The sequence below is a fragment of the Blastococcus sp. MG754426 genome (assembly GCF_021699055.1).
Lineage (GTDB): Bacteria > Actinomycetota > Actinomycetes > Mycobacteriales > Geodermatophilaceae > Blastococcus.
Map to the genome: position 1 here is coordinate 32885 of NZ_SSXC01000021.1, position 20695 is coordinate 53579.

A 20695-nucleotide genomic window follows, 5' to 3' on the forward strand; every position below is an offset into this window, starting at 1 on the left:
GCGCCGGCGCGCGGTTCCCCGCTGGGAACTGCGCGCCCGCGCACACCGCCGCCCGCCTCAGAGGGTGAAGACGATCTTCCCGTTGGTGCGGCCCTCGAGCATCCGCGCGAAGCCCTCCCGGGCGTCGGCCAGCGGCAGCTCGACGTCGATCTGCGGGCGGACGCCGGTGACGGCGCACATCCGGATCAGTGCCTCGAGCTCGGACTTCGTCCCCATCGTGGAGCCGATGACCGACAGCTGGGTGAAGAAGACCCGGTTGAGCTCCGCCCCGGGGTTGAAGCCGGTGGTGGCGCCGGAGGTGACGAGCACGCCGCCGGGCTTGAGCGACTTGATGCTGTGGCCCCAGGTCGCCTCGCCGACGGTCTCCATCACGCCGTCGACCCGCTCGGGCAGCCGCGCGCCGCTCTCGAAGGCCTGCTCGGCGCCGAGCGCCAGCGCCGCGGCCCGCTTCTCCTCGCTGCGGCCGGTGACCCAGATGCGGTAGCCGGCGGCGCGGCCGAGCACGATGAGCGCCGTCGCCACCCCGCCGCTGGCGCCCTGCACCAGGACGGTCTGCCCCGGCCGCAGCCCGGACTTCACGAACAGCATCCGGTAGGCGGTCAGCCAGGCGGTGGGCAGGCAGGCGGCCTCGGCGAAGGAGAGCTCGGCCGGCTTGGGCAGCAGGTTGCGCCGGGGGACGGCGACCTTCTCCGCCATCGAGCCCTGGTGCACCTCCGACAGCAGCGACCGCTTCGGGTCGAGGGTCTCGTCGCCCATCCAGTCGGGCGTGGAGATGACGCCGTGGACGACGACCTCGTTGCCGTCCTCGTCGATCCCCGCGGCGTCGGTGCCGAGGATCATCGGCATCCGCTCGGCGGGCAGCCCGATGCCCTGGAGGCTGAACAGGTCGTGGTGGTTGAGCGACACCGCCTTGACCTGGATCGTCGTCCAGCCGTCGGGCGCCTCGGGCTCGGGGCGCTCCCCGATCTCCAGCACGGAGAGCGGATCCTTCGGGGCAGGGGTGGAGACGAAGGCAGCCAGCATGATCGGGACGCTATGACATGCCCGAGCCGAGGGCGACACGGACACCCGGCCGGCTGCGTCAGCCGCAGACCACCCGTTGCTGGCGCAGTTCGCTCTCCGCGGGGTCGACGTTGACCAGCCGGCCCACCGCGACGTCGGGCACCACCAGGCGGACCCCACCGGCGACCCGGGCGGCGCGGACGTCGAGGTGCTCGGTGCACTCGCCCCGGTCGAAGACGTGCCGCGTCACCGGCCCGGTCCCGTGCCAGGCCATGCCCACGACCGCGTAGCCCTCCCGGTCGGGCAGGCCGACGGGGGAGGAGCAGATGAGGGGCAGGACTCCGCCCGCGCCCGCGGAGCGCAGCCCGTCGAGCCGGGCCCGCACCCGGGCCTCGGTCGTGCACTCGTAGAGGACGCCCTCGCCACCGCCGCCGGGCAGCGGGCCGCCCACGAAGAAGTCGGTGACCCCGAACGCCGGTTCGGCCGGCGGGTCGAAGACCTCCAGGACGGCGTGCAGGGTGCGACCGTTGCGGGGGTCGGTGCCGTCGAGCCCGCTGCTGGCGAAGCCGATCCGCTCCTCGGTCCCGGCCGCGGCCGGTCCCGGCGTCATCAGCCCCGCCGCGGCCGCCAGCAGCAGAACGCCCAGCCCCCGACGCGACCTCGACGCCCTCATCCCGGTCCTCCTCGCATGCCGGGCCCGGCTTCTCGGCGCCCGTCGTGCGCGGGAGCGTGGCAGCGGCGGCCCCGTCGTGCCAGGCCCGCCGGCGCGCCCGGCCCACCGGCGGCGGCGCGTCGCGCGGGACTCGCCGCGGCTGCCCCAGCGGGCGAGTTCCGGTCCCCTCTGCGCCCCGGCGACGGACCACAGGGCCGCTCGTTGCCCGCTGCGATGCTCCCGGGGCTGTCAGCGGACGACGACGACGTGCTCCCGGCGCGGCACGAACTCGCCGATGACCGGGGCGCCCGGTACCTCGCCGCCCAGCAGCAGCCCGCCGGAGGTCTGCGCGTCGGCCAGCAGCAGCGCCTCGTCCTCGTCCACCGCGGCGAGGTCGACGTGCGGGCGCACCCAGTCGAGGTTGCGGCGCGTGCCCCCGGAGACGAAGCCCGCGGCCAGCGCCTCCCGCGCACCGGTCAGGTACGGGACGGCAGCGGCGTCGACGACGGCGGTGACCCCGCTGGCCCGCGCCATCTTGTAGAGGTGGCCGAGCAGGCCGAAGCCGGTGACGTCGGTGCCCGCGCGGATCCCGGCGGCGACCGCGGCCCGCCCCGCCTCCCGGTTGAGCGCGGTCATCGCGGCGACGGCCTCCTCCGACACCTCGCCGGTGGCCTTCATGCGGCTGTTGAGCACCCCCACCCCGAGGGGCTTGGTCAGGGTGAGCGGTGTGCCGGCCCTGGCCCCTGAGTTGGTGATCAGCCGGTCGACGTCGACCACGCCGGTGACCGCCATGCCGTACTTGGGCTCGGGGTCGTCGATGGAGTGCCCGCCGCCCACGTGGCAGCCGGCCTCCTGGGCCACCTCGAGGCCACCGCGCAGCACCTCGGCGGCGAGCTCGGCGGGCAGCAGGTCGCGGGGCCAGCCGAGCAGGTTCACGGCGACCACCGGGGTGCCGCCCATCGCGTAGACGTCGGACAGCGCGTTCGCCGCGGCGATCCGGCCGAAGGTGTACGCGTCGTCGACGACCGGGGTGAAGAAATCGGTGGTGAGCACGAGGCCCTGCCCGCCGGCGATGCGGACCACCGCCGCGTCGTCGCCGTCGTCCAGCCCCACGACCAGCTCGGCGGCCGGGTCGGCCGGCCCCTGCGCGGTCAACCCGGCCACGACCGCCTCGAGCTCGCCGGGCGGGATCTTGCAGGCGCACCCCCCGCCGTGGGCGTACTGGGTGAGCCGGATGCGCGCGGGTGCGGTGGTCACGGACCCGAATCTAGGCCCGGCCACCGCGGAGCACCCGGAGCCGGGGTGGCCCGGGCAGCGGGGGAGGTGCCGCCCGGGGCAGCTTCCGCCCGGCGGGGTGCCCGGCCGAGGGCGGGGCCGCCACACCGGTCAGGTCGCGCCGCGGCGCCGGCTCCCCGGTGACCTCGGCGGCGCCGATCCGGTCGGCCCGGAACCAGCGCAGCTCGTGGCGCTCCCGGCACCAGGCCAGGAGGAACTCGTGCGCGCCGGCGCGGACCAGCAGCTGCGGCTCCACGGCCCGCTCCGACGAGCGGCCCTCGCGGTCGCGGTACCCGAGCACCAGGACCCGCTGCTCGCCGAGCCCCTGCTCCACGCGGCGGCGCACCTCGGCGTCGAGCGCCGCCTCGGCGGCCAGGCGCCGGCTGCTCGCCAGCAGCCGCGCCCGCTGGGCCGGATCCGGCTCCAGCGCCCCCAGCACCTTCTCCAGCGCGGTCCGGCCGGCGGCCGCGTACGGGCCCTCGGGGTGGGCGGCCAGCGCGGCGGCGACGGCGGCCGCCTCCTCGGGCGTGAGGGCGACCGGCGGCAGCGTGGCGGGGGTGCGGTGCTCGGTGCGGTTCACGCCGCGGATGGTGGCAGCGACCTCCGACAGTTCCACCCCGTAGGCTCACCCGCGGAGGCGTCAGGGTGTCTGGTGGCCCCCGCGGCCTCTAAAGCCGACGTGGCCGAGCATCTCGGCCAGGCGGGTTCGATTCCCGTCCGCCTCCGCCAGCCCCCGCCCCGCACCTACGCTGCGGGGCGATGACGACCGACCAGCGCCGCCAGGTGCCCCGGACCGACACGCTCCTCGCCGACCCCCGGCTGGCCGGGGCCGGCGAGCGGCTGGGACGCGTCCTGGTCAAGGCTGCCGTGCAGCGTGTCCAGCAGCGGATCCGGGTGGGCGAGCTCGCACCCGAGGACGCCGTCGACGCCGTCCTCGCCGACCTCCCGCCCGTGGCCGGCAGCCTGCGCCCCGTGCTCAACGCGACCGGCGTGGTCGTGCACACGAACCTCGGCCGCGCGCCGCTCTCGGCGGCCGCGGTCGAGGCGGTGCTGGCGGCGAGCGGCACCACCGACGTCGAGCTGGACCTTCGCACCGGCCGCCGCGGCCCGCGGGGGGAGGCGGCGATCGCGGCCCTGCTGGAGGCGGTCCCCGCGGCAGAGGCCGCGCTGGTGGTGAACAACTGCGCCGCCGCGCTCGCACTGGTGGCCACCGCGCTGGGGCAGGGTCGCGAGCTGGTGCTCGCCCGGGGGGAGCTGGTGGAGATCGGCGACGGCTTCCGCATCCCCGAGCTGCTCGAGAGCACCGGCGCCCGGCTGCGCGAGGTCGGCACCACCAACCGGGTCGCGCTCGCCGACTACCGCGACGCGCTGGGCCCGGCCACCGGCGCGGTCCTCAAGGTGCACCCGTCGAACTTCGTCGTGCGCGGGTTCACCCGGGCGGTCGAGGTCGGCGAGCTCGCGCCGGCGCTGCGGGGCACCGGCGTGCCGCTGGTCGCCGACGTGGGCTCCGGCCTGCTCCGGCCGCACCCGGTGCTCCCCGACGAGCCCGACCTGCAGACGACGCTCGCCGCGGGCGCGGACCTCGTGCTGGCCAGCGGCGACAAGCTCCTCGGCGGCCCCCAGGCGGGGCTCGTGCTCGGCCGGGCGGAGCTCGTGCAGCGGCTGCGCCGCCACCCGCTCTACCGGGCCTTCCGGGTGGACAAGACGACGCTGGCCGCGCTGGAGGCGACGCTGCGCGGGCCGCTGCCGCCGGTGCAGCGGATGCTCGCGGCCGACGTCGCCGGCCTGCGGGAGCGGGCGCGTGCGCTGGCCGCCCGGCTCGTCGCCGCCGGCGTGGCGGCCGCCGCGGTGGACGCCGACTCGCGCGTGGGCGGGGGAGGGGCGCCCGAGCACCCGCTGCCCGGCGCCGCCGTCTCGCTGCCGCCGGAGTTCGCCGAGCCGCTGCGGCTGGGCGGGACCCCGGTCGTCGGCTACGTCGAGGACGGCCGCACGCTGCTGAACCTGCGCAGCGTCCCGCCGGACGCCGACGACTCCCTCGCCGACGCCGTGCTGGAGGTGGCGCGCCGGTGGACGTGATCGCGACGGCCGGCCACGTCGACCACGGCAAGTCCGCGCTCGTGCGGGCGCTCACCGGCATGGAGCCCGACCGGTGGGCCGAGGAGCGCCGCCGCGGGCTCACCATCGACCTGGGCTTCGCGTGGACCACGCTGCCCTCGGGGCGCCGGCTCGCGGTGGTCGACGTCCCCGGGCACGAGCGCTTCGTCGGCAACATGCTCGCCGGCGTCGGCTCGGCGCCGGCCGCGCTGGTGGTCGTCGCGGCCGGCGACGGCTGGTCGGCGCAGACCGCCGAGCACGTGGGCGTCCTGGACGCGCTGGGGGTGCGGCACGCGGTGCTCGCCGTCACCAAGACGGACCTCGCCGACCCGGCACCGGTGCTCGCCGACGTGCGCGAGCGGCTCGCCGCGACGTCGATGGGTGAGGTGACCGGCATCGCGGTCAGCGCGGTGACCGGGCAGGGCGTGCCCGAGCTGACCGCGGCGCTGGAGCACCTGCTCGGCGGGCTGCCCGCTCCGGACCCGGGCGGGCCCGTGCGGCTGTGGATCGACCGCGCCTTCACCATCAAGGGCGCCGGCACCGTGGTCACCGGCACGCTCGCCGCCGGCGCCGTCGCGGCCGGCGACCGGTTCGTCCTGGGCGGCCGCGAGGTGACCGTGCGCGGCGTGCAGTCCCTCGGTGAGCCGGTGGAGCGGGCCGAGGCCACCGCGCGGGTGGCGCTCAACCTGCGCGGCGTCGCCGTCGAGGAGCTGGCCCGGGGCGACGCGCTGCTCACGCCCGGGGCCTTCCGGCTGACCGACGTCGTCGACGTGACCCTGACGGCGGTGCCCGACGACCGGCTGCCCGCCGGCCCGGTCGTGCACGTCGGCTCGGCCACCGTGGGTGCCCGGCTGCGCCCGCTCGACGGCGCGGCGGTGCGCCTGCGCCTGGCCTCGCCGCTGCCGCTGCGGATCGGTGACCGGCTGCTGCTGCGCGACCCGGGGGCCCGGCGGGTGCTCGGCGCCGACGTGCGCGACGTCGACCCGCCCGAGCTGCGGCGCCGGGGTGCCGCGCGCCGGCGGGCCGCCGAGCTCGTCGCCCAGCCGGACGGGGCGGACGGCGCCTCCGCCGCCCTGGCCCGACGCCGCATCGTGCGCGCCGCCGACTTCGCCGCGATGGGCTGGCCGGTCCCGGCCGGGGCGACGCGGCACGGGCCGTGGTTGCTGGCCGCCGGGCTCGCCGACGAGCTGGCCGCCCGGGTGCCCGAGATCGTGACGCGCTACCGGCGCCTCCGGCCGCTGGAGCCCGGGCCGCCGGCCGAGGTGGTGCGGCGGGCGCTGGACGTGCCCGACGCGGAGCTGGTGCCGGCGCTCGTCCGCGAACCGCTGGTGCTGCGCGAGGGCCGGGTCGTCGACGGTGCGGCCGAGCTGCCGGCGGAGGTGCAGCGGGCGGTCGACGCCGTCCGCGCGCGGCTCACCGCCGACCCCTTCGCGGCGCCGGAGGCCCCGGAGCTGGTGGCTGCCGGGCTGGGCAGCCGGGAGCTCGCCGCCGCGGTGCGCAGCGGGCAGCTGGTGCGCGTGGGCGAGGGCGTCTACCTGGCGCCCGGTGTCGAGGCGGTGGCGCGGGAGCGGCTGGCGGCGGTGCCGCAGCCGTTCACGCTCAGCCAGGCCCGCCAAGCGTGGGGCACCAGCCGCCGGGTCGCCGTCCCGCTCATGGAGTGGCTGGACGGCCGGGGCGTCACCCAGCGGCTGCCCGACAACACCCGCCGCCTCCGGTAGGTGCACCTCGGCCGGGCTCTGCCTCTGGGTGCCAGGGAACTCAGAGGCAGAGCGTCCGGGGACGGAGGCCTCGGCCCGCTGCGTGAACCGCCTCCACCAGCACCGGCACCGACCGGCGTGTGACCCGGACCCGCGCCCCACGGCGGCCTACCGTGCCCCGGTGATCGACTTCTCCAACGGTTCCGTCTTCAAGCTCAACGTCGCCGACCCCCAGGACATCGGCCCGGCTGTGGCGCCGCTGCTCATCCACGGTGAGCAGATCGTGGCCTGCTTCAAGGCCGTCCGTGACTTCGTGGTCTTCACCGACAAGCGGCTCATCGCCGTCAACGTGCAGGGGATGACCGGCAAGAAGCGTGACTTCACCTCGCTGCCCTACAGCAAGGTGCAGGCCTTCTCGATCGAGACGGCCGGCACGTTCGACCTCGATGCCGAACTGGACCTCTGGTTCAGCGGTCTCGGCAAGGTGCGCCTGGAGTTCAAGGGCGACGCCGACATCCGGCGGCTCGGCCAGATGATCGCGACCTACGTCCTCTGACGGTCCCGCGCCCGGCGACCTCGTGCCCTGCCCGCCACCCTGGGCAGGGCACGAGCGCTGCGGGGGCCGGCCCGCTCCTGCCGAACCCACCGGTGTGCGACCTGCCTGCAGTCGTGCTGTGCCCACCCGGGGAGGGCAGAGCCCTACCGGCCCGGGATCGGGTCGTCCGCGGCCGGCACCCAGCGGGCGGGGCGCTTCTCGCGGAACGCCGCGATCCCCTCCTGGCCCTCCTCGCCGGCGAAGAAGCGCGCCGAGAGGTCGAGCAGCGGCTCGAAGGAGAGCCCCGGCTGGCGCGCCCGCAGCAGCCGCTTGGTCTCGGCGAGGGCGGCCGGGGCGCCGGCGGTCAGGGCGGTGAGCTGCCCGGCGAGCACCACGTCGAGGTCGTCGTCGTCGGCCACCAGGTCGACCAGCCCGCCGGCGGCGGCGGTCGCGGCGTCGAAGACCTCCCCGCTGAGCATCAGCCGGTGCGCCACGTGCGTCGTCATCCGCGGCAGGACGACGGCGGAGATCACCGCCGGCACCAGGCCCAGGCGCACCTCGGAGAAACCGAAGGTGGCCGAGGACGCCGCGACGACGACGTCGCAGGCGGCCAGCAACCCGACCCCGCCGGCGCGGGCCGGGCCGCGCACCACCGCGACGACGGGCTTGGGCGCCGACCACAGCAGCTCCAGCAGCTCCGGGAACTCCCGCACCCCCTGGCTCTCCGACGGGCCGCCGGCGGCCTCGGAGAGGTCCATCCCCGAGCAGAAGACCCGGCCGGTGTGGTCGAGGACGACCACCCGCGCCGCGTCGTCGGCCAGCGCGTCGGCCAGCGCCTCCTGCAGCTGCGCCCGCATCGCGCGGGAGAGCGCGTTGCGGTTGGCGGGGGAGTCCAGCGTCAGGGTGGCGACGCCGCGCGAGAGGGACACCTGGAGCACTCGGTCGGAGGTCACGCCCGGCATCCTGCCGCCCCCGCGGGCCGGCGCGGCACACTGGGAGCAGATGAACACCGTCCTGCCGCTGATCGACGACGCCGGCCCGCTCCCCGGTTCGCCCGGCCCCGACCGGCTCCCCGCCGGCGCCCGCGAGGGGCTCGCGACCACGCCGTTCGGCCTCTACGTGCACGTCCCCTTCTGCGCGACCCGCTGCGGCTACTGCGACTTCAACACCTACACCTCCGAGGAGCTCGGGCCGGGCGCCAACCGCAGCCAGTACGCCGGCACCGCGATCGCCGAGCTGCAGCGCGCCGCCCGCACCCTCGGCCCGGACCTCCCGACGGTGTCGACCGTGTTCGTCGGCGGGGGCACGCCCACGCTGCTGCCCGCGGACGACCTCGCCGCGGTGCTCGCCGCCGTCCGGGCGCTCTTCCCCGTCGCCGACGACGTCGAGGTGACCACCGAGGCCAACCCCGAGACGGTGTCCCCGGCGTCGCTGGCCCGGCTGCGCGAGGCCGGTTTCACCCGCGTGAGCCTCGGCATGCAGTCGGCCGCAGCGCACGTGCTCGCCGCCCTGGACCGGCGGCACACCCCCGGCCGCGCGGTCGAGGCGGCGCACGAGGCCCGCGCGGCCGGCTTCGAGCACGTCAACCTCGACCTGATCTACGGCACGCCGGGGGAGACCGACGCCGACTGGGCGGCCTCGCTCGCCGCCGTCCTGGCCTCGCCGGTCGACCACGTCAGCGCCTACGCCCTCATCGTGGAGGAGGGCACCAAGCTCGCCCGCCGGGTGAAGCGCGGGGAGCTGCCCATGCCCGACGACGACGTGCTCGCCGACCGGTACGAGCAGGCCGACGCGACCCTGCGCCGCGCCGGCTTCGAGTGGTACGAGGTGTCCAACTGGGCCACCTCCGCGGCAGCGCGCTGCCGGCACAACGAGCTGTACTGGGCCAACGCGAACTGGTGGGGGGTCGGGCCGGGCGCGCACAGCCACGTCGGTGGTGTGCGCTGGTGGAACGTCAAGCACCCCGCGGCCTACGCCGACCGGCTGGCCCGCGGCGAGAGCCCGGCGCAGGACGCCGAGGTGCTCGACGACGCCGACCGGGCCCTCGAGGCGGTGATGCTCGGGCTGCGCCTGCGCGACGGGCTGCCGCTGAGCGCCCTCACCGCCTCCGGGCGGACCCGGGCCGCGGCGGCCGTCGCCGGCGGGCTGCTCGAGCCCGGTGCCCACGCCGCGGGGCGCGCCGTGCTGACCGACCGCGGCCGGCTGCTCGCCGACGCGGTCGTCCGCGACCTCACCGATTGAGGGAGGACCCCGTCCCCTCATCCCGCGCGAGCCCGGGACGAGCCACGGGGACGGGGCCGCTCGAGGGCTCCCGGGGAGCGGCTGCGGAACCGATCACCCGAAAGGGTGCGATGCGAGACGCGATCGTCGGTTATGGTGCCCGTTCCGGCAACGAGGCCGGGTGGCACGGAGGGGGGCGTCGGTGTCCGCACCAGCAGCGCACCCCTCCGTGCACCCGCCCTTCACCCTGTCCGGCGGTGCGCGGCTCGCCCTCGCGATGAACCGCCGCGCCCGCGGCCTCCGGGGCCTCGACGTCCTCCGCCGCAGCCAGGACCGCGCCCCGCCGCGCCGCTCCTGACCCGCCCGCCGGGTCACGACCGCCCGTCCCCGACGCGCCACCGACCCGGTGACCGCGTCCTCCAGCGTTCCCCCGAAGGAGATGCACGCATGTCCGCCAGCATCGACGACCCGACCGCCGCCCCGGCCGACCGCTTCCGCCTCCTCCTGGAGGAGCAGCGCGCCGAGGCCGTCCAGCAGCGCGAGGAGGCGCTCGCCGAGTGCGCCACCTCGGTGCCCGATCCGGTCGCCCAGCGCCGCAGCGCCGACCTGCAGCGCACCATCGAGGAGATCGACGCCGCGCTGGCCCGCATCGAGGACGGCAGCTACGGCCGCTGCACCGGCTGCGGCACCGCGATCCCGGAGGAGCGGCTGGAGCTGCGCCCGTTCGCGCGCACCTGCGTCGCCTGCACCCCCGCCGCCTGAGCCTCGTCACCTGAGCCTGTCGCCGGCCGCGTCTGACGGATGTCAGACGCGGCCGGCGACGTCCGGCACTACTCCGGCAGGCGGCCCGCGGAGCAGGCTCGGCGCATGCCTCCAGCACCCGCCCTCGACATCCGCGGGCTCACCGTCCGCTACGGCGACGCGGTCGCCGTCGACTCCCTCGACCTGACCATCCCGCGCGGTCAGACCGTCGCCCTGCTCGGGCCCAACGGGGCCGGCAAGTCCACCACGGTGAACGCCGTCCTCGGCCTGCTCGATCCCGCGGCCGGCGAGGTGCGGGTGCTCGGCCGCACCCCGCGCGACGCCGTCCGGGCCGGGAGCATCGGGGCGATGCTGCAGCACGGCGGCCTGCCCACCGAGACCCGCGTCGGCGAGGTGCTGCACCTGGTGCGGCGGAGCTTCGGGCGGGCGGCGGGGGAGGGCACCTGGCCGCTCGGGGACCTGGTCGCGACCGCCGGCATCGACGGCCTGCTCGACCGGCCGGTGGAGGCGCTCTCCGGCGGGCAGCGCCAGCGCGTGCTGCTGGCTCTGGCGCTCGTCGGCGCTCCGCCGCTGCTGCTCCTGGACGAGCCGACCTCGGCCATGGACGTCGAGGCCCGCCGTGCCTTCTGGACCACGATGCGCGGCCTGGCCGGGCGCGGGCACACCGTCGTCTTCGCCACCCACCACCTCGACGAGGCCGACGCCGTCGCCGACCGGGTGGTGGTCGTTTCGTGGCCGGTGGCCGCGTCGTCGCCGACGGCACGGCGGCCGAGATCAAGGCCGGCGCCGGCGGGCGCACGGTCTCCTTCACCGCCGCCCCCGCGCGGCGGTTCGACGACGTCCCCGGGGTCAGCGCGGTGACCTGGCAGGGCAGCACCGTCCGGCTGGCGACCACGGACGCCGACGCCACCCTGCGCACCCTGCTCGCCGACGGCGGGCTGCCCGACCTCGAGGTGCGCGGCGCCTCCCTCGAGGACGCCGTCCTCTCCCTGCTCCCCGCCCGCCGGCAGACCTCGATCGGAGCGACCCGGTGAACCCGCTCCTCGCCTTCCAGCTGCGCCGGGTGGCGCGCAACAAGCAGTTCGTCTTCTTCACCGTGCTGCTGCCGGCGCTGTTCACGATCTTCCTGACCAGGATCATCGGCGGGCAGATGCCGGGGATGGCCGAGCGTCAGGAGATCTCGGCGTCGATCATGGTCTCGATGATGGCCTACGGGGCCATCGGGGCCTCCCTGGGCGCGACCATCCGCATCTCGTTCGACCGCGCCTCCGGCTGGCTGCGCCAGCTCCGGGTCACGCCGGTGCCGCAGACGCAGGTGTTCGCCGTCGACGTCGTCGTCGGCGTGCTGCTGGCCCTGCCGAGCCTGCTGGTGGTCGCGTTCGTCGGGCGGGTAGTCAACGGGGTGCAGCTGCCCGCCGGGACCTGGCTGGCGCTGCTGGCGGTCCTGTGGGCCGGGTCCGCGGCCTTCGTGGCGCTGGGGCTGCTGGTCGGGCTGGCGCTGGACGAGAAGGCCGCCGGGGGGGCGATCGGCATCCTGGGCGTCGTGCTGGCGGCCCTCGGCGGGCTGTGGTGGCCGGTGGAGATGCTGCCCGAGGCGATGCGCGGGCTGGCCTACACGCTGCCCTCCTACTGGTACGCCGAGCTCGGCCGCGGCGTGGCCACCGGGGGCTGGCCGGCGGCCGGGGCGGTCCTGGCGATGGCCGGCTTCACGGCCGCCTTCGGGTTCGTGGCGGTCTCCGTCGCGCGGAAGCGGCCGCTGCACGCGGTCGCGGGCTGAGCCCGGCTACCGTGCGCGTCGTGGGCCCTCCGAACCGCTGGCAGCGCCTGGGTTGGGCCGTGCCCTGGCTGCTGTTCCAGGTCTTCCCGGTCGCCGACCTGCTCAGCACGCCCCGGCCGCTGCCGGTCCAGCTGGTGGCGGCCGGGGGCCTGGTCGCCTTCACCGTCGTCTACCTGGGCATCTTCGAGGGCGCCTTCGGCGAGCGCCGCGACTGGCCCCGCGTGCCGCTGGCGGTCGTCGCCGTCCTCGGCGTCGGGCTGGCCGTCTGGCTGGGTCCCGCCTGGGCGGGGCTGCTGATCTACGTCTCCGCCGCGGCCTCGGTCGGGCTGCCCCAGCGGTGGGTCTGGCCGGCGGTCCTGGGCGCCGGCGGCGTCTGCGCCGGGGTGCTGGCCGCCCACGGCGTCCTGGGTGAGGTCTTCATCCTGCCGGTGATGTGCCTGCTCACCGCGTTCGCGCTCCGCGGGATGCGGCAGCTGATCTCGGTGAACGGCGAGCTGGTGGAGGCCCGCGAGGAGCTGGCCCGCAACGCCGTCGCCGAGGAGCGGCTGCGGTTCGCCCGCGACCTGCACGACCTGCTCGGGCACAGCCTGTCCCTGATCGCGCTCAAGAGCGAGCTGGCCGGGCGGCTGGCCGAGCGCGACCCGGCGCGCGCCCGCCAGGAGATGGCCGACGTCGAGGCGGCGGCGCGGCGGGCGCTCGCCGAGGTGCGCGACGCCGTGAGCGGCTACCGCCAGGTGAACCTCGCCCAGGCGCTGGCCGAGGCGCGCTCCGCGCTGTCGGCGGCCGGCATCGCGCTCCGGGCCCCGGCGCCGGGGCGGCCGCTGCCCGGCCCCGTGGACGCCGTGCTCGGCTGGGTGGTGCGCGAGGCGACGACGAACGTGCTGCGGCACAGCGGGGCCCGGTCGGTGACGGTGACCCTGCGGACCGCGGAGGACGCCGCCGAGCTGACCGTCGCCGACGACGGCCGCGGCGGGGAGGCCCCGGCCGGCGCCGGGCTGTCCGGGCTCGCCGAGCGCGTCGCCGCCGTGGGGGGCCGGCTGGACCACGGCCCGGGGGAGGGTGCCGGCTTCCGGCTCACCGCGTCGGTGCCGCTGACCAGCCCGGTCGCGGCCTCGCCGGTGGCGGCGTCGTGATCCGGGTGCTCATCGCCGAGGACCAGACGATGGTCCGCGGGGCGCTCCGGGCGCTGCTGGAGCTGGAGGACGACATCGAGGTGGTGGCCGAGGTGGGCCGGGGCGACGCCGTGGTGGCGGCCGCCGTCGAGCACCGTCCCGACGTGGCGCTGCTGGACATCGAGATGCCCGGTGCCGACGGCCTGACCGCGGCCCGGGAGCTGGCCACCGCGCTGCCGGGGTGCCGCGCCGTCATCCTCACCACGTTCGGGCGGCCGGGTTTCCTGCGGCGGGCCATGGAGGTCGGCGCCGCCGGGTTCCTGGTCAAGGACGCGCCGGTGAGCGAGCTCGCCCAGGGCATCCGGGCCGTCATGGCCGGGGAGCGGGTCATCGACCGCGACCTGGCCGCCGCGGCGCTGGCGATCGGGGCGACGCCGCTGTCGGCGCGGGAGGCGGACGTGCTGCGGGCCGCGGCCGACGGCGCGACCGTGGCCGACATCGCCGGCCGGCTCTTCCTGTCCGAGGGGACCGTGCGCAACTACCTCTCCTCCGCGATCGGCAAGACAGGCGCCCGCACCCGGGTGGAGGCGGCCCGCGTCGCGGAGGAGAAGGGCTGGCTGTAGCCGTCAGCGGCCGCGCGGGCCGGGGACCGGGGGCTGCGCGGGCAGGGAGGCGGTGCTCGGCCCCTCGGGTGCCCGCACCGGGGGGAGCGCGTCGAGGTCGAGCACCCGCACGTGGATGACGTTGCGCTGCTGCAGCGCCGCCCGCAGCGCCCGGTGCAGCCCGTCCTCCAGGTAGAGCTCCCCGTGCCACTGGACCGCGTGCGGGAAGAGGTCGCCGTAGAAGGTCGAGTCGTCGGCGAGCAGCGCGTCGAGGGCCAGTTCGCGCTTGGTGGTGGTGAGCGTGTCCAGCCGGACCTGGCGCGGGGGGATCATCGCCCAGTCGCGCGCGGAGAGCCCGTGGTCGGGGTAGGGGCGCCCGTTGCGCACGCCTTTGAAGATCAGGGGACCGACCTCCCGCTCTCCGCCCCCGGCCAGGGGCACCGACCGGTCCCACCCTAGCCGCCGGGACGACGCCGCGCCCCGATCCGGCCGGTCCCTCCCGGGGCTCGCCGCGGGCCCGCGAGCGCCTGAGGCGGACGGCGTCCGAGGCGTATGCTGGCCTGGCACTCTGTCCGTGCGAGTGCCAGACCGGGCACGCCCGGGGCCGGCGGCGGCCTCGCGCCCCGGGGGTGCGGCACGGCACGTCGACCGGTACGGGGAGGTGTCACCGTGGCGCACGACGAACGCCGCCTGGAGGTCCTCCGGGCCATCGTCCAGGACTTCGTCTCCACCAACGACCCGGTGGGCAGCAAGGCCCTCGCCGAGCGGCACGACCTCGGGGTCTCCCCGGCGACCATCCGCAACGACATGGCGGTGCTGGAGGAGCAGGGGTACATCACCCAGCCGCACACCAGCGCCGGCCGGGTGCCCACCGACAAGGGCTACCGGCTCTTCGTCGACCGGCTCTCGGCGGTGAAGCCGCTGTCGTCCGCGGAGCGCCGGGCGATCGAGCGCTTCCTCGACGGCGCCGTCGACCTGCACGACGTGCTCGGCCGCACCGTGCGGCTGCTCGCGCAGCTGACCCGGCAGGTGGCGGTCGTCCAGTACCCGACGTTGTCGCGCAGCGCCGTCCGGCACCTCGAGGTGGTGCAGGTGGCGGTCGGCCGGTTGCTCTTGGTCCTGATCACCGACACCGGCCGGGTCGAGCAGCGCGTCGTCGACTGCCCGCCCGACGTCGACGCCGCCGCCGTCCCCGAGCTGCGGGCGCTGCTGAACTCGGCGTTCGCCGGGGTGAAGCTCGGCGAGGCCGGTGACAAGGTGCCGGGCCTGCTGGAGACCGCGCCGCCGCACCTGCGGGGGCTCGTCGCCGCCGTCAGCGCCACCCTCGTCGAGACCCTCGTCGAGCCCAGCGAGGACCGGCTGGTCATCGGCGGGACGGCGAACCTCGCCCGCGGAGCGGGCACCGACTTCTCCGGGACGCTGCGACCGCTGCTGGAGGCGCTCGAGGAGCAGGTCGTCGTCCTGCGCCTGATGAGCGAGGTCGACGCCGGCACCGTGCTGGTGCGCATCGGCGAGGAGAACGCGCACGAGGCGCTGACGGGGGCCTCGCTGGTCACCGTCGGGTACGGCTCGGGCGACCGCGCGCTCGGTGGCCTCGGGGTCGTCGGGCCGACGCGCATGGACTACCCAGGGAACATGGCCGCGGTGCGAGCCGTGGCCCGCTACGTCGGCCACCTGCTGGCCGAGAGCTGAGGACGAGACTCTTTCGATGGCGACCGACTACTACGGCGTGCTGGGCCTCGCCCAGGGCGCGACCGACCAGGACATCAAGCGCGCCTACCGGCGGCTGGCCCGCGACCTGCACCCGGACGTCAACCCCGACCCGGAGGCCAAGGAGCGCTTCCAGGAGGTCACCCGCGCCTACGAGGCGCTGACCGACCCGGAGAAGCGCCGGATCGTGGACCTCGGCGGGGACCCCTTCGACGCGGGGTCGGGAGGTGCCGGCGGGTTCGGCGGCGCCGGGTTCGGCGGCCTGGGCGACATCATGGACGCCTTCTTCGGCGGTGCGGCCACCCGCGGGCCGCGCAGCCGCACGCGGGCCGGCCGCGACGCGCTCATCCCGGTGGAGCTGGAGCTCGACGAGAGCGTCTTCGGCACCACCAAGGACATCACCGTCGACACCGCCGTCCTCTGCGACGCCTGCACCGGCGCCGGCACCGCGCCCGGCACCCACCCGGCGACCTGCGGCACCTGCTCCGGGCGCGGCGAGGTGCAGAGCGTGCAGCGCGGCTTCCTCGGCCAGGTGGTCTCCAGCCGCACCTGCCCGACCTGCTCGGGCACCGGCCAGGTCATCCCGCAGCCCTGCCCGAAGTGCGGCGGCGACGGCCGGGTGCGGGCCCGCCGCACCCTGTCGGTGAAGGTGCCGGCCGGCGTTGAGGACGGGATGCGCATCCGGCTCACCGGCCAGGGCGAGGTCGGCCCCGGCGGCGGGCCGGCCGGCGACCTCTACGTCGAGGTGCACGAGCGCCCGCACGAGGTGTTCACCCGCGACGGCGAGGACCTGCACTGCCGGGTGACCCTCCCGATGACGGCGGCGGCGCTGGGCACCACGCTGAACCTCAAGACGCTCGACGGCGAGGAGGAGCTGGACATCCGCCCGGGCACCCAGTCGGGCAGCGTGCTCACCCTGCGCGCGCACGGGGCGCCGCGGCTGCGGGCGACCGGGCGCGGCGACCTGCTGGTGCACGTCGAGGTGCAGACGCCGACGCGGCTCGACGGCGAGCAGGAGAAGCTGCTGCGCGAGCTCGCCGCGTTGCGGGGCGAGGACCAGCCCGGCGGCGACCGCGAGGCGCAGGGCGGCCTCTTCTCCCGGGTCCGCGACGCGTTCCACGGGCGCTGACCGGTGACCGAGGCCCCCGAGCTCGACGGCGCCCCGCTGTTCCTGCTCGACCCGCTGCCCGACGACGAGGAGCTGCTCGTCGCCGGGCAGGAGGGCCGGCACGCGGTCGACGTGCTGCGCCTGCAGCCCGGCGAGCGGGTGCACGTGGGGGACGGCGCCGGGACGGTCGCCGAGGGTGAGGTCGTCGCCGCCGGCCCCGCGGGCCTGCGCGTCGCCGTCCGGAACCGGTTCGAGGTGCCCGCGCCCGACCCGGAGTTCGTGCTCGTGCAGGCGCTGCCCAAGGGCGACCGGGGCCCGCTGGCGGTCGACCTGGCCACCGAGCTCGGCGTCGACCGGATCGTGCCGTGGCAGGCCGCCCGCTGCGTGACCCGCTGGCGGGACGACCGGGTGGAGAAGGGCGTCGCGAAGTGGCGGGCCGCGGCCCGGGCGGCGAGCAAGCAGTCGCGCCGGCCGCGGCTGCCGGAGGTCACCGCGCCCATGAGCACCCGCGAGGTCGCGGGCATGCTCGCCGAGGCCGACCTCGCCGTCGTCCTGCACGAGCAGGCCCGTCTGCCGCTGGCCGGGCTCGCGGTGCCGGCCTCGGGGACGGTGGTGGTCGTCGTCGGCCCGGAGGGTGGGCTCTCCGACGGCGAGGTGGTGGCGTTCCGCGCGGCCGGGGCGGAGGCCGTGCGGCTGGGCCCCGAGGTGCTGCGCACCTCCACGGCCGGCGCCGCGGCCCTCGCCGCCCTGTCCGCCCGCACCCGCTGGCTCTGACACTGCGGTCCTCCGGACCGCACCACGGCCACGTGCCGACCCCCTGCTGCGACGAGTGCGTCCGCGGATCCGTGCCGCGGAGCCTCCGGCCCCCGCGCCACGGCCCGCCCTGCCTCAGCGCAGGGCGGCGCGGGCCTGGGCGCCCACCAGGTCGACGGCGACGGTGAGCAGCACGATCGCGATCAGCACCGTGGTGACCGCGGGCCAGTCGAACGACGACGTCGCCGCGGAGAGCAGGACGCCGATCCCGCCGGCGCCCAGCAGGCCGACCAGCACCGTGTCCCGCACGACGACCTCCCACCGGTAGAGCGCCAGCGCCAGCACCGGCCCGGCCAGCGCGGGCGCACCTCCGTACAGCCACCGGGTGGCCGGTGAGGCCCCGGCCGCCCGGAGCGCCTCCGCCGGGCGCCGGTCGGCCTCCTCGACCGCCTCGCCGACCAGCCGGCCCAGCACGCCGAGGGTGTAGACGCCGAGCGCGACCGCCCCGGGCAGCGCTCCCGGGAGCAGGACGAACAGCAGCACCAGCGCCCACACCGGCGGGGGGACGGCGCGCAGCAGGAGCAGCCCGGTGCGGGTGAGCCCCCCGAGCGCGGCGCGCCCGGGCCGCACCGGGCGTCCCGGGCGCGCCGCCAGGCCCGCCAGCGCCACCGCCCCCGCGGTCGCGAACGCCACCGCGAGCACCGACATCCGCAGGGTCTCCACCGACGCCCACCACACCGCCGGCAGCAGGTCGCCGTCGGTCGCCGGCGGCCACGCGGCCGAGGCGACCCAGACCACCTGCTCGCGGGTGCGGTCGGAGACCAGCGCGGCGGGGGAGAGCGCCAGGTACCAGACCGCCCAGCCGGCGAGCGCGACGACCGCCAGCACGGCGCCGGTGAGCACCGGGTCCCGCCGCGGCCCGGGTCGCGGTGCGGCGGCGCGGCGGCGCACGGCCCGGCCGGCGACGTCGGCGAGCAGGCACAGCAGGGCCAGCGCGTAGACCGTCGTCCACACCTGCGCCCAGCGCAACGAGGTGAAGGAGAGCGCGAGCTGGTAGCCCAGCCCGCCGGCGCCGATCAGGCCGAGGACGACGGCGGAGCGCACCGCGCACTCCAGCCGGTAGAAGGAGTAGGAGAGCAGCCCACCGGCGGCCGGGGGGAGCAGGCCGTAGAGCGCCGCCGTCCCGCGACCGGCCCCGGCGGCGAGCAGCGCCCGGTACGCCCCGCGCGGGGCCTCGTCGAGCAGGTCGGCGAAGACCTTGGCGGTGATCGCGCCGTAGGGCACGGCGATCGCCAGCACCCCGACCCACGGGTCGAGGCCCAGCACGTTCACCAGCAGCAGGCCCCACACGGCCTCGTGCAGGCCGCGGGGCAGCGCCAGCCCGCCGCGGGTGAGCAGCCAGCCGGTGCGCCGCCGTCCCCACGTCGTGCGGGACGCCGGGACCGCACCCAGCGCACCGATCAGCACGGCCAGCCCGGCGCCGAGCACGGCGTACGCGACGGTGACCAGCGTGGAGCCCGCGACGACCCGGAGGAACTCCGCGCCGAGCTCCGGGCGGACGGCGGCGGCGAGGAAGCGGCCGACCTGCCCGGTGCCGGCCGGGTTGAGCACCGGCCCGGAGAGCAGGCCGCTGCTGGCCAGCGCCCAGCCCAGAAGGGCCAGGGCGCCCAGCCCCCAGGCCCAGCGCCGGCGGTCACGGTCCAGCCGCGGAGCCGGCGGCGCGGGCCGCTCCACGACGGCCGTCACCGGCTCACCCCGTAGAAGCCCTCCAGCGCCGCCACCGTCAGGGCGCGGGCCGGGGCGTCGAGCACCACCCGTCCGGCGGCCAGACCGACGACCCGGTCGCAGTGCCGCAGCGCCAGGGCCGGGTCGTGCAGGCAGGCGAGCAGCGCGCCGCCGCGGCCGGTCGCCAGCTCGCCGAGCAGGCCGAGCGCCTGGTCGGCCAGCGCCGGGTCCAGCGCCGACGCCGGCTCGTCGGCGAGCACGAGCTCGGGCCGCTGCACCAGCAGCCGGGCCAGGGCCACCCGCTGCCGCTGCCCGCCGGAGAGCCGGTCGGTGCGCTCGTACGCCCGGTCGGCCAGCCCCACGCGGGCCAGCGCACCCAGCACGTCGCCGGTGCCCTGCGGCCGGACCAGCGACCAGGCGGCGCGGGCCGCCGACCAGGAGCCCAGCCGCCCGGCGTTGACGTTGTGCACCACGCGCAGCTGCCCGGCGAGCTCCAGGTGCTGGTGGACCGTGCCGGTGCGCGCCCGCAGCCGGCGCAGCTCGCGCCCGCGCAGGGCTGCCGGGTCCTGGCCGAGCACCCGCACCGATCCGGCCGTCGGCGGCACCGAGCCGTTGAGCACCCCGAGCAGCGTCGACTTGCCCGCACCCGAGGCGCCGACGACGGCGACCCGCTCACCCGCGGCCACCGCGAGGTCCACCCCGGCGAGGGCGGGGGTGCCGCCGAAGCGGACCTCGACACCGGTGAGCCGGACGGCCTCGCTCAGCTGACCAGCCCGAGGTCGCGGCCGATCTCCTCGATCTGCCGGTAGTTCGCCGCCTCGGTCGGGATGAAGGAGCCCGCGCCGAACAGCTCGAGCACCTCGGCGTCGTCCGGGTCGTCGGCGGACAGCCCGGTGAACCAGCCGGTGAGCCGCCCGGCCAGGTCGTCGCCGAAGCGCTCGACGGCACCGGGACCGAGCAGCCAGTGGTAGTCGTGGTAGGCCGGGGTGCGGGCGTAGGCGGTCACCGCGGGGTCCACCTCGCCGCCCTCCGACCGGGACCGCCACACCTGCTCGTTGAGCACACCGGCCTGGTAGGTCCCCGAGGCGACGAGGGCGATCGTCGCGTCGTGCGAGCCGGAGAAGCCGGGCCCGCCGGGGAAGCCCTCGGGGTCCACGCCGGCCTCGCGCAGGTGGTAGGCGGGCATGAGCCGCCCGGAGGTCGAGGTCTCGCTGCCGTAGGTGAAGCGCAGCCCGGCCAGCGGGCGCAGGTCGTCGGCCGGCGCGAGCCCGGTGGCGGTGTTGACGACGAAGACCGAGTGGAACTCCTCGTCGATGTCGCGCTGGGCGATCGGGACGGCGCCGCGGGTCTGCAGCCGGGCCTGGACGCCGGTGAGCCCGCCGAACCACACCAGGTCCAGGTCGCCGGTGCGGAACAGCGACACGGCGGCGGCGTAGTCGGTGACCGGCCGGTACCCGGTGTCGAGGCCGAGGGCCGCGGCGAGGGAGTCGGCGACCGTGCCGAACTGCCGCTGCAGGACCTCGGGGTCCTGGTCGGGGATGGCGCCGATGCGCAGCGGGCCGGGCGAACCGGGTGCGGCGGTCGAGGTGCCGGAGCAGCCGGCGAGCACGGCGGCGACGGTGTGGAGCTTGGTGCGCATGTCTCTCCCTTGTCGAGAACGACGACCGGCCG

The 20695-nt window shown here is 77.0% G+C and carries 22 protein-coding genes, 1 tRNA gene and 1 pseudogene; 15 read left to right on the top strand and 9 right to left on the bottom strand.

What is annotated here, in order from left to right; translation table 11 throughout:
- Positions 1 to 57: 57 nt before the first annotated feature.
- From E9549_RS09610 to E9549_RS23305, 4 genes are all read right to left on the bottom strand, one after another.
- Positions 58 to 1023 carry a zinc-binding dehydrogenase gene (locus tag E9549_RS09610; protein ID WP_236826321.1) on the bottom strand — a complete coding sequence of 322 codons (966 nt, stop codon included), beginning with the start codon at positions 1021 to 1023 and terminating at the stop codon, positions 58 to 60.
- A gap of 58 nt (positions 1024 to 1081) precedes the next feature.
- Complete coding sequence (locus E9549_RS09615) at positions 1082 to 1675, bottom strand: hypothetical protein (RefSeq protein ID WP_236826322.1); 594 nt, start codon at positions 1673 to 1675, stop codon at positions 1082 to 1084.
- Positions 1676 to 1903: 228 nt separating this feature from the next.
- A complete protein-coding gene (gene selD / locus E9549_RS09620; protein ID WP_236826323.1) occupies positions 1904 to 2911 on the bottom strand; it encodes a selenide, water dikinase SelD in 1008 nt (335 codons plus the stop codon).
- Positions 2912 to 2921: 10 nt separating this feature from the next.
- Positions 2922 to 3509 (bottom strand): YafY family protein, encoded by a 588-nt coding sequence (locus E9549_RS23305; protein WP_236826324.1) that lies wholly within the window; start codon positions 3507 to 3509, stop codon positions 2922 to 2924.
- Positions 3510 to 3562: 53 nt separating this feature from the next.
- On the opposite strand from E9549_RS23305, the gene E9549_RS09630 reads away from it, so the two are divergent.
- From E9549_RS09630 to E9549_RS09645, 4 genes are all read left to right on the top strand, one after another.
- Positions 3563 to 3658: transfer RNA gene (locus E9549_RS09630), tRNA-OTHER, on the top strand.
- A gap of 30 nt (positions 3659 to 3688) precedes the next feature.
- On the top strand, positions 3689 to 5005 hold the full coding sequence (gene selA, locus E9549_RS09635; protein ID WP_236826325.1) for an L-seryl-tRNA(Sec) selenium transferase: 1317 nt from the start codon (positions 3689 to 3691) through the stop codon (positions 5003 to 5005).
- Positions 4996 to 6741: a selenocysteine-specific translation elongation factor gene (gene selB / locus E9549_RS24110; RefSeq protein ID WP_236826326.1), complete on the top strand. Its 1746-nt coding sequence runs from the start codon at positions 4996 to 4998 to the stop codon at positions 6739 to 6741. The genes selA and selB overlap by 10 nt, the downstream gene beginning before the upstream one ends.
- Before the next feature lie 160 nt (positions 6742 to 6901).
- Positions 6902 to 7276, top strand: coding sequence for a PH domain-containing protein (locus tag E9549_RS09645; protein WP_236826327.1), 375 nt, complete (start codon positions 6902 to 6904; stop codon positions 7274 to 7276).
- Positions 7277 to 7419: 143 nt separating this feature from the next.
- On the opposite strand, the gene E9549_RS09650 is transcribed toward E9549_RS09645, so the two are convergent.
- On the bottom strand, positions 7420 to 8208 hold the full coding sequence (locus E9549_RS09650; RefSeq protein WP_236826328.1) for an enoyl-CoA hydratase-related protein: 789 nt from the start codon (positions 8206 to 8208) through the stop codon (positions 7420 to 7422).
- Positions 8209 to 8257: 49 nt separating this feature from the next.
- Between E9549_RS09650 and hemW the strand changes: the two genes are divergently transcribed.
- From hemW to E9549_RS24115, 8 genes are all read left to right on the top strand, one after another.
- Entirely contained in the window at positions 8258 to 9496 is a 1239-nt protein-coding gene (gene hemW, locus E9549_RS09655; protein WP_236826329.1) for a radical SAM family heme chaperone HemW, read from the top strand.
- 181 nt (positions 9497 to 9677) lie between these two features.
- On the top strand, positions 9678 to 9833 hold the full coding sequence (locus tag E9549_RS09660) for a hypothetical protein (protein ID WP_236826330.1): 156 nt from the start codon (positions 9678 to 9680) through the stop codon (positions 9831 to 9833).
- Between the two features lie 89 nt (positions 9834 to 9922).
- Positions 9923 to 10237 carry a TraR/DksA C4-type zinc finger protein gene (locus tag E9549_RS09665; protein WP_236826331.1) on the top strand — a complete coding sequence of 105 codons (315 nt, stop codon included), beginning with the start codon at positions 9923 to 9925 and terminating at the stop codon, positions 10235 to 10237.
- A gap of 105 nt (positions 10238 to 10342) precedes the next feature.
- Positions 10343 to 11098, top strand: a complete 756-nt coding sequence (locus E9549_RS09670; RefSeq protein ID WP_236826332.1) for an ABC transporter ATP-binding protein — start codon at positions 10343 to 10345, stop codon at positions 11096 to 11098.
- Complete coding sequence (locus E9549_RS09675) at positions 11095 to 11271, top strand: hypothetical protein (RefSeq protein ID WP_236826333.1); 177 nt, start codon at positions 11095 to 11097, stop codon at positions 11269 to 11271. The genes E9549_RS09670 and E9549_RS09675 overlap by 4 nt, the downstream gene beginning before the upstream one ends.
- Positions 11268 to 12014 carry an ABC transporter permease gene (locus E9549_RS09680; protein ID WP_236826334.1) on the top strand — a complete coding sequence of 249 codons (747 nt, stop codon included), beginning with the start codon at positions 11268 to 11270 and terminating at the stop codon, positions 12012 to 12014. Before E9549_RS09675 ends, E9549_RS09680 begins: the two co-directional genes overlap by 4 nt.
- A 20-nt stretch (positions 12015 to 12034) precedes the next feature.
- Positions 12035 to 13147, top strand: a complete 1113-nt coding sequence (locus E9549_RS09685; protein WP_236826335.1) for a sensor histidine kinase — start codon at positions 12035 to 12037, stop codon at positions 13145 to 13147.
- Entirely contained in the window at positions 13144 to 13749 is a 606-nt protein-coding gene (locus E9549_RS24115; RefSeq protein WP_236826336.1) for a response regulator transcription factor, read from the top strand. Before E9549_RS09685 ends, E9549_RS24115 begins: the two co-directional genes overlap by 4 nt.
- 90 nt (positions 13750 to 13839) lie before the next feature.
- Here the strand turns inward: E9549_RS24115 and E9549_RS09695 are convergent.
- Positions 13840 to 14130, bottom strand: a pseudogene (locus E9549_RS09695) (type II toxin-antitoxin system VapB family antitoxin); the annotation flags it as partial.
- Positions 14131 to 14397: 267 nt separating this feature from the next.
- Here E9549_RS09695 and hrcA point away from each other — a divergent pair.
- From hrcA to E9549_RS09710, 3 genes are read left to right on the top strand one after another with little or no spacing between them, the layout of a single operon-like run.
- Entirely contained in the window at positions 14398 to 15420 is a 1023-nt protein-coding gene (hrcA, locus tag E9549_RS09700; RefSeq protein WP_236826337.1) for a heat-inducible transcriptional repressor HrcA, read from the top strand.
- Positions 15421 to 15436: 16 nt separating this feature from the next.
- On the top strand, positions 15437 to 16567 hold the full coding sequence (dnaJ, locus tag E9549_RS09705) for a molecular chaperone DnaJ (protein ID WP_236826338.1): 1131 nt from the start codon (positions 15437 to 15439) through the stop codon (positions 16565 to 16567).
- Between the two features lie 3 nt (positions 16568 to 16570).
- Positions 16571 to 17320 (top strand): 16S rRNA (uracil(1498)-N(3))-methyltransferase, encoded by a 750-nt coding sequence (locus tag E9549_RS09710; RefSeq protein ID WP_236826339.1) that lies wholly within the window; start codon positions 16571 to 16573, stop codon positions 17318 to 17320.
- Between the two features lie 114 nt (positions 17321 to 17434).
- Here E9549_RS09710 and E9549_RS09715 read toward each other — a convergent pair whose 3' ends face one another.
- The 3 genes from E9549_RS09715 to E9549_RS09725 all read right to left on the bottom strand — a co-directional run bounded on the left by E9549_RS09715 (position 17435) and on the right by E9549_RS09725 (position 20663).
- Positions 17435 to 19045, bottom strand: a complete 1611-nt coding sequence (locus E9549_RS09715) for an ABC transporter permease (RefSeq protein ID WP_236826340.1) — start codon at positions 19043 to 19045, stop codon at positions 17435 to 17437.
- A complete protein-coding gene (locus tag E9549_RS09720; RefSeq protein WP_236826341.1) occupies positions 19042 to 19722 on the bottom strand; it encodes a phosphonate ABC transporter ATP-binding protein in 681 nt (226 codons plus the stop codon). Before E9549_RS09720 ends, E9549_RS09715 begins: the two co-directional genes overlap by 4 nt.
- A gap of 62 nt (positions 19723 to 19784) precedes the next feature.
- Positions 19785 to 20663: a putative selenate ABC transporter substrate-binding protein gene (locus tag E9549_RS09725; protein WP_236826342.1), complete on the bottom strand. Its 879-nt coding sequence runs from the start codon at positions 20661 to 20663 to the stop codon at positions 19785 to 19787.
- Positions 20664 to 20695 lie beyond the last annotated feature (32 nt).